The organism is Nocardia tenerifensis NBRC 101015, assembly GCF_000308715.1.
Classification (GTDB): domain Bacteria; phylum Actinomycetota; class Actinomycetes; order Mycobacteriales; family Mycobacteriaceae; genus Nocardia; species Nocardia tenerifensis.
The window spans coordinates 1-10,739 of sequence record NZ_BAGH01000065.1 but is presented as its reverse complement, the minus strand read 5'-3'; the positions used below and the strand labels follow the sequence as shown (position 1 = coordinate 10,739).

Annotated in this window: 11 protein-coding genes and 1 pseudogene; 4 read left to right on the top strand and 8 right to left on the bottom strand. The window is 69.2% G+C overall.

Annotated features, from left to right (window positions below):
• Window positions 1-384, bottom strand: a pseudogene (locus ON39_RS05600) (hypothetical protein); the annotation flags it as partial.
• A 627-nt stretch (window positions 385-1,011) separates the two neighbouring features.
• Here ON39_RS05600 and ON39_RS05595 point away from each other — a divergent pair.
• The 3 genes from ON39_RS05595 to ON39_RS05585 all read left to right on the top strand — a co-directional run bounded on the left by ON39_RS05595 (window position 1,012) and on the right by ON39_RS05585 (window position 2,567).
• Complete coding sequence (locus ON39_RS05595) at window positions 1,012-1,305, top strand: WhiB family transcriptional regulator (RefSeq protein WP_040731784.1); 294 nt, start codon at window positions 1,012-1,014, stop codon at window positions 1,303-1,305.
• A 427-nt stretch (window positions 1,306-1,732) separates the two neighbouring features.
• Window positions 1,733-2,308, top strand: a complete 576-nt coding sequence (locus ON39_RS05590) for a sigma-70 family RNA polymerase sigma factor (protein WP_040731781.1) — start codon at window positions 1,733-1,735, stop codon at window positions 2,306-2,308.
• 1 nt (window position 2,309) lies between these two features.
• The gene (locus tag ON39_RS05585; protein ID WP_040731779.1) at window positions 2,310-2,567 is read left to right on the top strand and encodes an RskA family anti-sigma factor; all 258 of its coding nucleotides are present in this window, start codon (window positions 2,310-2,312) and stop codon (window positions 2,565-2,567) included.
• Between the two features lie 80 nt (window positions 2,568-2,647).
• Here the strand turns inward: ON39_RS05585 and groL are convergent, their stop codons facing one another.
• Window positions 2,648-4,258, bottom strand: coding sequence for a chaperonin GroEL (groL, locus tag ON39_RS05580; RefSeq protein WP_040731776.1), 1,611 nt, complete (start codon window positions 4,256-4,258; stop codon window positions 2,648-2,650).
• Window positions 4,259-4,442: 184 nt separating this feature from the next.
• Entirely contained in the window at window positions 4,443-4,742 is a 300-nt protein-coding gene (groES, locus tag ON39_RS05575) for a co-chaperone GroES (protein WP_014981824.1), read from the bottom strand.
• A gap of 754 nt (window positions 4,743-5,496) precedes the next feature.
• Between groES and ON39_RS05570 the strand changes: the two genes are divergently transcribed.
• A complete protein-coding gene (locus tag ON39_RS05570; RefSeq protein ID WP_040731789.1) occupies window positions 5,497-7,038 on the top strand; it encodes a DUF7159 family protein in 1,542 nt (513 codons plus the stop codon).
• Window positions 7,039-7,056: 18 nt separating this feature from the next.
• Here ON39_RS05570 and tsaD read toward each other — a convergent pair whose 3' ends face one another.
• The 5 genes from tsaD to ON39_RS05545 form a co-directional block, all read right to left on the bottom strand.
• The gene (tsaD, locus tag ON39_RS05565) at window positions 7,057-8,100 is read right to left on the bottom strand and encodes a tRNA (adenosine(37)-N6)-threonylcarbamoyltransferase complex transferase subunit TsaD (protein WP_040731773.1); all 1,044 of its coding nucleotides are present in this window, start codon (window positions 8,098-8,100) and stop codon (window positions 7,057-7,059) included.
• Entirely contained in the window at window positions 8,097-8,591 is a 495-nt protein-coding gene (rimI, locus tag ON39_RS05560; protein ID WP_040731787.1) for a ribosomal protein S18-alanine N-acetyltransferase, read from the bottom strand. The genes tsaD and rimI overlap by 4 nt, the downstream gene beginning before the upstream one ends.
• A 5-nt stretch (window positions 8,592-8,596) precedes the next feature.
• Window positions 8,597-9,355 carry a tRNA (adenosine(37)-N6)-threonylcarbamoyltransferase complex dimerization subunit type 1 TsaB gene (tsaB, locus tag ON39_RS05555; protein ID WP_040731770.1) on the bottom strand — a complete coding sequence of 253 codons (759 nt, stop codon included), beginning with the start codon at window positions 9,353-9,355 and terminating at the stop codon, window positions 8,597-8,599.
• A 55-nt stretch (window positions 9,356-9,410) separates the two neighbouring features.
• Entirely contained in the window at window positions 9,411-9,857 is a 447-nt protein-coding gene (tsaE, locus tag ON39_RS05550; protein ID WP_040731767.1) for a tRNA (adenosine(37)-N6)-threonylcarbamoyltransferase complex ATPase subunit type 1 TsaE, read from the bottom strand.
• Window positions 9,850-10,739 (bottom strand): alpha/beta fold hydrolase (locus tag ON39_RS05545; RefSeq protein WP_040731766.1); only part of this gene is annotated, 890 nt, incomplete at its 5' end. The genes tsaE and ON39_RS05545, both read right to left, overlap by 8 nt.

The following is a 10,739-nucleotide window of genomic DNA, read 5'->3' as shown; positions in this document are numbered from 1 at the left end:
CGCGTCGCTCCGCTCGAACGGGTAGCCGGACCGCGCGGAGCCCATGGCCCGGTCGCCCAACGACTTCTCCGTCAGCAGGGCGACCGCGCGCCCGTCGAAGGCGGCGGCGCGGGCATGCCAGCCGAGCTGGCGCAGCAGCGAACCCTCGGTGCTCGCGGCCAGGGAAAGCACGATCGGATCGACGCTGCGGGCGCGGACAATTCGTAATTCGGCGCGGGCCGCGGCATACCGTCCCTGCCCGCCGAGAATCACTGCCCGATACCAGGATCCGAGCGCGTCGGACGCGGTCGGCAACTCGGCAGCGGCGCGGCCGGGGTGCGCGCCGAAGGCGCTCTCGGCGAGTATCTCCAGTGGGGCATCTCCGAGCGGAGCAGGTGCGAACACGGCGGAAACTCTATCCCGGCGCGCGTGCCCTCGGCCGGGACAAAGACCGCGGCCGACCGACCGGCAACCGCTCAGCATTTTCGACGCTTTGCGATGTTTCGATCAGGTAAATCTCGTACCGGCAATCTCCGAGCGCGTGCGTTCGGAATTCACATGCGTTTCGCGCAATTAACCTCGGCGCCCCGTTTACGCCATCTCCGATGCGGCCGCGGCCCCCGCCGCCGGAGGGCGCTGTGACCACGCCCACCCGGCCACCCCTGGGCTCTGACCGGGACACTGCCCCCAAAAATGGGGCGTACCAGCGGAAATGAGACCCAGACGTACGCAGGGGCCAGCCACCGGCCACTGGTCAACCGATCAGTATCCCCGGAACCAATGCGAAAAGTAAACAGCTCAGAGGTTAAATTTCGCAGCCCGAGATTTGGAAAACTGCTGCGCCGAACTATTGACGGAATTTCGCGGCTGGACCTAACGTAGCTCATCGCCACGGTCGGCGCCGCGCGAAATTGCAGCGACCGCAACGGGCGAGCACAGGGGCACCCGCCGACACAGCGCCGTGGCCCACCACACTTCGCAGAACAACTGCTCGACAACGCTGACGAGCTCGCACCACGAGGAGTTCACACAATGCCCATGCCGACCCACCTCCCCGGGCCGAACGCCGATGTCTGGGATTGGCAGATGCGAGGGTCCTGCCGCGGGCAGGACTCGGCCGTGTTCTTCCATCCCGACGGCGAACGTGGCCGAGCACGTACCGCGCGCGAGTTGCGCGCCAAGGAGATCTGCCGGGCCTGCCCGGTGCTGATGCAGTGCCGCAGCCACGCCCTCAAAGTCAGCGAGCCCTACGGCATCTGGGGCGGCATGTCCGAGACCGAGCGCGAGATGCACGCTCGCCGCAATCGGCGGCGCATGGCGGTATAGCCGGCGGCGACCGGTGGTGTAATCGGCGCGCACGGCGCCGCAGTCGACGGCGCCCGGCGGTCCAGCCGAAATCGCTCCCATCCATGAGGGGCGTCGCGCCGAATCCCTAGCAAACAACCGGCAGGCGACACGCGGTCACCACCGCCCCGTCTGCCGCGGCGACTACCCGACGCCGCATACCCTGTCGAGCCCTGCGTTTCGCGTTAGCTAGCGGCGTGTCACGGCGTGTCTTTATGGCCCGCGACGTGGCGTGTCGAAGGTTTCCGCAAAGTCGCTGGGCCACAGGTGCTTTGCCGACACCCCAGCCGAAGGGAGGTTATAGCGGCACGCTACGGTGGTGACCGATGACACAGAATGGAGCGTTGTGACAACGCGGCAGCCGGCCGCAGAGGGCGACTCGTTCCGAAGAGATGCCTTCCCACCCGGTGTGGATTCTGCGGTTACGGCCCGCGCCGCCGAGAGCATCGAACTCGCCGATCTGCTACATCGATGCGGCCGGTCCGATCAGGAAGCCTTCGCCGAGCTATACGACCGGACGTCCGCGCGCGTCTTCGGTCTGGTGCTGCGCGTCCTGCACGACCCCGGCTATGCCGAGGAGACGACGCAGGAGGTCTATCTCCAGATCTGGCGTACAGCGGCCACTTTCGACGCCGACAAGGGGTCGGCGGTGACGTGGTTGATGACCCTCGCCCACCGACGGGCGGTCGACCGGGTGCGCGCCGAGCAGGCCCACACCCAACGCGAAGTCGCCTACGGAATAAGGATTCTCGGTAACGAATTCGACGAGGTGACCGAAGAGGTAGAGCGAAGGCTCGAACAACAGGCCGTCCTCGAGGGGCTCGCGTCCTTGACCGACACCCAGCGAGAAGCCATCTCGCTCGCCTACTACGGCGGGCGAACCTACGCGGAGGTCGCGCAGTACCTCGGAGTAGGGTTACCGACCGTTAAGTCCCGGATACGGGACGGATTGACACGACTCAAAAGAAGTTTGGGGGTGACGTGAGATGAACGAACGCCAGGTCGATCTCGCGCACACCGTCGCGCTCGGATCGATCGACGACGTGGACCACCATGAGGTGCAGGACCTGCTCGACACCGACGACCCCGCCCTACGTGCGGAGTTCATCTCGGAGATAAGACAGACGAGAGAAGCGCTCGCCACGCTCGCCACCGCGACGGCGACCCCGCCGCCCGCCGCACTGCGCAGCCGACTGCTCGCCGCGATAGCCGCCGAAGAGCCCATGTATCGACGAAATCAGTAGTCACGATTCGCAAAGCGAAGGCCCCCGGACCCGAGTCCGAGGGCCTTCTTGGTTTCTGCCCCAGCTTCGCGAGACTCAGCTCAGTGGCTGTGCCCGTGGTGGCTGTGGTCGGGCGCCTCTTCGGCGGGCTTGTCCACGACCGCGCTCTCGGTGGTCAGGATCATCCGCGCCACCGACGCCGCGTTCACGACGGCCGAGCGGGTCACCTTCACCGGGTCGACGACGCCGTCGGAGAGCAGGTCACCGTAGCTGAGGGTGGCGGCGTTGAAGCCTTCCTTGCCCTCGGCGACCTTGCTGACCACGACGGAACCGTCCACGCCCGCGTTGGTGGCGATCCAGAACAGCGGAGCCGACAGCGCGCCGCGCACCACCTCGACGCCGACCGCCTCGTCGCCGGTCAGCGAGTCGCGCAGCTCGGCCAGCTTGGCGGACGCCTGCACCAGCGCGGAGCCGCCGCCGGGCACGATGCCCTCCTCGACGGCGGCCTTGGCCGCGCTCACCGCGTCCTCGACCCGGTACTTGCGCTCCTTGAGCGCGGTCTCGGTGGCCGCGCCGACCTTGATCACCGCGACGCCGCCGGACAGCTTCGCCAGCCGCTCCTCGAGCTTCTCGCGATCCCAGTCGGAGTCGGTGGCCTCGATCTCCCGGCGCAGCTGGGCGCCGCGGGCCGCGATGTCCTCCGGGGTGCCGACGCCGTCGACGATCGTGGTGTCGTCCTTGGTGACGACGATGCGCCGCGCCTGGCCGAGCACGTCCAGACCGGCCTCGCGCAGCGAGATGCCGAGATCGGGGTTGATGACGGTGCCCGCGGTGACCACGGCCAGGTCGTCGAGGAACGCCTTGCGGCGATCGCCGAAGAACGGCGCCTTGACCGCGACGGCCTTGATCGTCTTGCGGATGGAGTTGACCACCAGGGTGGACAACGCCTCGCCCTCGACGTCCTCGGCGATGATCAGCACCGGCTTGCCGGACTCGGCGATCTTCTCGAGCAGCGGCAGGAAGTCCGGCAGCGAGCTGATCTTCTCGCGGTGCAGCAGGATGAGCGCATCCTCCAGCACGGCCTGCTGGCTGTCGGTGTCGGTGACGAAGTAGGGCGAGAGGTAGCCCTTGTCGAACTGCACGCCCTCGGTGACCACGAGCTCGGTCTGCGTGGTCGAGGACTCCTCGACGGTGACCACGCCGTCCTTGCCGACGACGGTCAGCGCCTTGCCGACCATCTCGCCGATCTCCTCGTCGCGCGAGGACACGGTGGCGACCTGGGCGATCGCGGTCTCGCCGGACACTGGGGTGGCCGCGGCGAGCAGCGCCTCGGAGACCGCGTCGGCGGCCTTGGCGATGCCGGAGCCCAGCGAAATCGGATTCGCGCCCGCCGCAACGTTCTTCAGGCCGGCGCGGACCAGCGCCTGGGCCAGCACGGTCGCGGTGGTGGTGCCGTCACCGGCGACGTCGTTGGTCTTGGTGGCGACGCTCTTCACCAGCTGCGCGCCGAGGTTCTCGAACGGGTCTTCCAGGTCGACGTCGCGCGCGATGGTGACACCGTCGTTGGTCACGGTCGGACCGCCGAAGGCCTTCGCGAGCACCACGTGGCGGCCGCGCGGACCGAGGGTGACCTTGACGGCGTCGGCGAGCTTGTCGACTCCGCGTTCCAGAGCCCGGCGAGCCTTCTCGTCGAACTCGATCTGCTTTGCCATAAGTCCTATTCCTTGGATTACAGGGGCGGCCTCGAGCAAGCGCTCTCGGCTCGAGATGACACTGCCCCGGCCCCGCACAGCGGAACCGGGGCAATATCACGACGACTCGATCCCGGCGGTCGGGTGGACACGGAACGTCACCGCTCGCTCCCGGCCTGCGCCGGGACGACCGCGCGGGGCGCGGTCACTTGGTGACGACGGCCAGCACGTCGCGCGCCGACAGGATGAGGTACTCCTCGCCCTGGTACTTGATCTCGGTGCCGCCGTACTTGCTGTAGATGACGGTGTCACCCTCCTTGACGTCGACCGGGATGCGATCACCCTTGTCGGTGACGCGGCCTTCGCCGACGGCGATGACGGTGCCCTCCTGCGGCTTCTCCTTCGCCGTGTCGGGGATGACCAGGCCGGAGGCCGTCGTCGTCTCGGCCTCGTTGGCCTGGACGAGGATCTTGTCCTCGAGCGGCTTGATGTTCACGCTCGCCACGTTGAGCCCTCCACTTTCAGGGGATGTCGTCCGCAACTGTTGTTCCGGACCATCGGTATCAGGTTTTGATGCTGACCCTGTCGCATAGCCCCGTCGTCGCGGGTGCCGGGACCCCTGCTCAGTAGTCAAAACTGCCTGGCACACGCCCGGTGCACCGGTCGGACCGAGGTCCGGCCGCGCACATCAGCAGTGCCGACTAGCACTCTATACATGAGAGTGCCAGCGCTCAAGGCCGGGATGTGCCAATTTCAGATCGCCACGCCCGCAGTGGCCCCCGACACGCCCGACGCACGGCCGGAGGGGTTTTCAAGAGATCCGGAAAACTGTAACGTTCGGATAACGGATTGTGACAGTATTGACGACGGTCGCCGTCCGACCGCTGTGTTCGTCACGAACCAGTCCCGTCGGAGACCAGGGGTTGTCACAGAACGTACGTCGCTACACCGCTCGGCGTCACCGAATACCTCAGCGTGATCCGAAGTTCCGGCGTTATCGAACACCCAAGCGTCACAGCACAACCAGCGCCATCCGAGCTGCACCAGAGAGCTAGCCACACGTGATCCATCGCCGGTCCTCGCGACCCATCCGGGTATCGGGCCCCACGGGGTTTGCCGTCCGGATCGTCCGTCGACCACATGGCGAGTCGGCAGTCCAATCGAGATGGCCTGTGGAACAGAGCGCTTACGCGAGACACGCCCGACGCGACAAATGCTCTGTGCCGCAGAACCATCCGCTCGAAGGGAGGTGAATGAACATGCGAACGTCACTCGGTATCTCGGCCGGGTCCGAGGTCGTGTGCTCGGCGCTCGTCGCCACCGCGCCGAACGGCGCGCAGAGCTTCGACTACCGCGTCGTGTCCGCCGACGCGGCGCACTCCGACCTCGGCGATCTCGTCGCGTCGTCGATCGAGCTGATGACCAACCAGCTGCCGACACAGCTGGCCCACGACCCCGGCTACCCCGTCGGCGCGCGCTTCGGCGGCGCCAAGCCGCGCACCACGGAGCCGCCGACCAGTCCCCCGCCGACCAGCGTCGCCGTCGCCTACCGCGGCAAGGAGCAGGCGCAGGCGATCCGCTCGGCCACGGGCAAGCAGCGGGAACTGAAGCTCGTCCCGGAGGGCACCGCCGCGCTCACGTACCTGCGGCACACCGGCCTGCTCGACCGCTACGAGACCGTGGCCATCGTCGACCTCGGCGCGACCGGCCTCAGCGTCACCGTGGCCGACCAGGTCGACGGCACCGTGCTCCGATCCGAACGCACGATCGCGATCAGCGGCAACGCCATCGACGACCTCATCTATCACCACCTGGTCGACCTGCACTACGCCCGGCGCGGCACCCGCCCCAACCGCGGCATGCTGACCAATCGCGGCCGCGCGGCCAAGGAACACCTGTCCGTCGCGCCCGCCGTCACCATCGACCACGTCGCGGGCAGGCCGCTCAAGCTGAGCCGGGCCGACTTCGAGGAGCTGATCGCCGATCTGCTGCGCGAGACCTCCGTGTTCGTCGCGGCGGTGTTCGCACGGGCGCCGAAGTTCCCGCAGGCGGTGACGGTGATCGGCGGCGGAGCCAACATCCCCGCCGTCGTCGACACGCTCGGTGCGCGGCTGGACGTGCCGGTGTTCACGGTCGAGGATCCCGACGCCGTGATCGCGAAAGGCGCGGCGCTGGTCGCGGATTCGGTGCAGCCGTCGGTGTTCCCGGTGGCCGCGCTCGGCGCCGACGCGCCGGTCGGCACGTTCACGAAGGTGGTCGGCACGCTGGCGGGGGCGATCGTGGTGGTCGGGCTGATCATCGGCTACGGCGTGAAGACCTTCGCGCCCACCTCCGACGACGAGGTCTCCCCGGCCGGCACCACGAGCGGGGTGTCGCAGCTGCCGCCGTCGCCGGGCATCGTGCCGCCGACCGGTGCGGGCACCTCGACCAGCGGACGGAACCAGGAGAGCACCAATCGTCCACCGGGCGGCAACATTCCGCCGATCACCCAGGATCGGGGTCAGCCGTCGAGCACGCCGACTCCCGGGCCGACGCCCACGCCGACGCAGCCGACGCTGCGCCCGGACCCGAACCTGCCCGTGATCCCGTTCCCGGAGCTGCTCGGCCCACTGTTCGGCAATGCCACGCCCCCGCAGCCGGGTTCGACCTGGCCGGACAAGAACCGGCCGAGCACGCCCCAGAATCCCGCGCCCATCCCGCCGAAACCCGCGCAGTCCTTCCTACCGTTGCCGCCCCGGCAGAATTCGGGCTCGGCCCATATCGGCGCGGGAAACCCCTGGCAGTTGGGCGAGACGGACTGACCCGTCCGGCTGGAAAGTTCAGCCGACCCGGCTGACCGAGACCGGCAGCCCCGGATCGGTCGCGACCGTCAATGGCGACGGCTTCGCACCACCGGCGATCACATGCGCACCGAGCGCCGCGATCATCACCCCGTTATCCGTGCACAGCCTCGGCTTCGGCACCCGAAGCGTCAATCCGGCCGCCGCACAACGCTCCTCGGCCATCGAACGGATCCGCGAGTTCGCCGTCGCGCCGCCGCCGAGCACCAGCGTGTCCACGCCGACATCCTGCGCCGCCCGCACCGCCTTCATGGTGAGCACGTCGGCCACCGCCTCCTGGAAGGACGCGGCGATGTCCGGGATCGGCAGATCCTCGGCGGTCAACCCGCTGCGCTGAGCCGACTCGACATAGCGCGCGACGGCCGTCTTCAGTCCGGAGAACGAGAAATCGTAGCGCGCGTCCCTCGGCCCGGTCATGCCGCGCGGAAACGCGATCGCCCGCGAATTCCCCTGCGCGGCGGCCGCGTCCAGCGCGGGCCCGCCGGGGAAGCCGAGCCCGAGCAGCCGCGCCACCTTGTCGAACGCCTCGCCCGCCGCGTCGTCGACGGTGCTGCCCAGCTCGACGATCGGCTCGGCCAGATCGGTGACCCGCAGCAGATGCGTGTGCCCGCCGGAGACGAGCAGCGCCACGCACGGCGGCATCGGGCCGTGCTCGAGCGTGTCCACCGCGACGTGCCCGCCGAGATGGTTCAGCGCGTAGAACGGCACATCCCACGCCGCCGCATAGGCTTTCGCGGCCGCCACCCCGACCAGTAGCGCGCCGGCCAGGCCGGGGCCGATGGTCACGGCGAGCGCGTCGGGCTTGGCGATGCCCGCCGCGGCCAGCGCCCGGCGCATGGCGGGCACGATCGCCTCGAGGTGTGCCCGCGACGCGATCTCGGGCACGACGCCGCCGAAGCGCGCGTGCTGATCGACGCTGGAGGCGACCTCGTCGGCGAGCAGTTCGCAGCTGCCGTCGGGATTCCGGCGCACGATGCCGACACCGGTTTCGTCGCAGGAACTTTCGATGCCCATGATGATCACGAGAGAACCTCGTCCGGGAGGGGCAGCGCGCTCAGCGCGGGCCTGCGCATGGTGTAGGCGTCGGCGCCGCTGGGGTGGTAGTAGTTCTTGCGCAGTCCGATGATGTGGAAACCGTGCTTGGCGTACAGCGCGATCGCGGGTGTGTTGTCGGTGCGCACCTCGAGAAACACCGGCCCGCCGCGCTTGCCGGCCTCGGCGAGCAGCGCCTCGAGCAGCAGCGTGCCGATCCCGGCGCGCAGGCAGTTCGGATCGACGCCGATGGTGTGCACCTCGGCCTCGGGGTGCTCGTCGTCGCCGAGCAGCGCGACGCCCGCGTAGCCGACCATCCGCCCCTCGTCGTCGCGGGCGGTGATGTAACGATTGTGCGGTGCGGCCAGTTCCGACTGGAACGCGACCGCGTGCCAGGGATCGTCCTCGGGAAACAGCAGCTGCTCGAGTTCGACGCAGCGCTCGATGTCGGCGGTGACCATCGGCTCGATCCGGATCGGCATGGCGGTCACGCTCCCGTCCGGTCGAGGGCGCGGTAGCTCTTCTCGACGGCGTCGGGCCTGCGCAGGTACAGCGGCACCAGCGGTTCGGGCACGGCCCGCGCGAGCACCTCGGCCGCCGCGACCTGAACCAGTCCCGCGGGCGACGGCGTCTCCACCGGAAGCACGGGCAGGTCGAAGAAGTCGACGTGCGAGGCGGATCCGGCGATCACCGTGGCCTGCGCCATGTCGACCTCGCTCGGCTTGGCCACCTCCGGCCCGGCCACGCGCGCCCCGTCGCGGTAGCGCGCCCAGTACACCTCGCGGCGGCGCGCGTCGGTGACCACGAGCAACTCGCTGCCGGGTGTGAGGTCCGATACCGCGTCGGCGGCGATCGCGTCGAGGCTGCACACGCCGTACACCGGAAGGCCGAGCGCGTCACCGAAGGCGGCGGCCGTCGCCATGCCGACGCGCAGCCCGGTGAACGGGCCGGGCCCGATGCCGACCACGACCGCGTCCAGGTCGGACCTGGAACACCCTGCCTCGCTGAGGCATTCGAGGATCTGCGGGGTGAGCACCTCGGCGTGGGCACGAGCGTCGACCCGCACGCGCGAGGCGAGCAGGCGGGTGGTGTGGCGAGCGACCGGTAAGCGTTCGACCGCGCCGCCGTCCCCGATCACCGGTAGGCGGTCGCCACCGACGGTGGCCACGTCAGGTGCGGCCTGCTCCAGTTCCACCAATCCCGCTGTCACGGCGGGTGTCGCGGTGTCGACGCTCAATACCAGCATGATTGACCCAACGATACCGGTTGGTAGCTGCCGCCGGTGCGGAGCTATCGGGTAGTTAATCGACCCATTCCCATTCGGCGGTGCGCACGTCCGAATCGGGTTCGCGCGCGAGCAGCACGCGCAGGTGCCGATCGGTCAGGTGCTCCACGACGCCGCGGCCCCACTCGACCACGACCACCGCGTGGTGCAGATCGGTGTCGAGGTCGAGCGCGTCCAGCTCGTCCAGGTCGCCGCCGAGCCGGTAGGCGTCCACGTGCACCAGCGGCACCGCGCCGTGCCCGGCGCCCGCCCGGTGCTGCCGGGCGATGATGAACGTCGGCGAGCTGACCCGGCCCTGCACGCCCAGTCCCGCGGCGATGCCCCGGGTGAGCGCGGTCTTGCCCGCGCCGAGCGGACCGTCGAGGACGACGAGGTCGCCCGCGCCGAGTTCGGCCGCGAGCTCGCGCCCCAGCGCCTCGGTATCGGCGACGGTGGGCAGGGTTCGCCGCTGCCGGTCAGCCACGCTTCACCTCCGAAGCATCCGGCTCGAGCGCGCCCGCGCGCACGAGCAATCGATCGAGCGCGTCGTTGACCCTCTCGGGGAACTGCAGGTGCGGCATGTGCGCGGCGTCGTCGAATCGAATCAGCTCGCGGTTCGGCAGCTGTCGCGCGAGGGCGAGTGAATTGCGGAACGGGATCACCAGGTCGTGCACGCCGCCGAGGATCAGCACCGGCAGGTGCGCGAGGCCGGGCAGGGCGGCCGATTCATCGTGCAGCTCGATGGCTTTCAGGAATTTCACGATGGTCTCGACCGGCGTCCGGTTGATCATCATGGTGGTGAAGCGCGACAGCGTGGGACTCACCGGACCGTGGAACGAGCTGACGTGCAGGATCGGCGTGATTACTTGGCGCGCGGTGGTGCGGCCCGCCTGGGCCAGCGCCGGCGCGGCGAGCACGGCCATCCGGACCCGATCGATCGCGGGGTTGCGCAGCAGCTGAGTGAGGCCCGTGGCGGTCACCTCCGCGGCGGCCGTGCAGAACAGCGCGATACCGATCACCCGCTGCGCGAACAACTCCGGGAACTGCGCGGCGGCGGCCAGCACCGCCATCCCGCCGAGCGAGTGGCCGACCAGCACCACCCGGCCCTTCGGCGCGCCCGCCGCGATCACCGCCGCCAGATCGCGCCCGAGCTGGGCGACGGTGCAGCTGTCCGTCTTCGGCGTGCCGGAGCGGCCGTGGCCGCGCAGATCGAACAGCAGCAGACGCGCGCTTGCGCCCCAACGCTTTTCGAGGTCGCGGCGCTGAAAGTGGAAGGACTCCATGGTGTTGCAGAAGCCGTGCACGAAGATCACGGTGACCGGGGCGTCGGCGGGTCCGCATTCGCGGGTGGCCAGGCGGACGCCGT

Coding starts and splice junctions, on each gene's coding strand:
- ON39_RS05595 (WP_040731784.1), top strand. CDS start 1,012: ATGCCCATGCCGACCCACCTCCCCGGGCCGAACGCCGATGTCTGGGAT.
- ON39_RS05585 (WP_040731779.1), top strand. CDS start 2,310: ATGAACGAACGCCAGGTCGATCTCGCGCACACCGTCGCGCTCGGATCG.
- groL (WP_040731776.1), bottom strand. CDS start 4,258: ATGGCAAAGCAGATCGAGTTCGACGAGAAGGCTCGCCGGGCTCTGGAA.
- ON39_RS05570 (WP_040731789.1), top strand. CDS start 5,497: ATGCGAACGTCACTCGGTATCTCGGCCGGGTCCGAGGTCGTGTGCTCG.
- rimI (WP_040731787.1), bottom strand. CDS start 8,591: ATGCCGATCCGGATCGAGCCGATGGTCACCGCCGACATCGAGCGCTGC.
- tsaB (WP_040731770.1), bottom strand. CDS start 9,355: ATGCTGGTATTGAGCGTCGACACCGCGACACCCGCCGTGACAGCGGGA.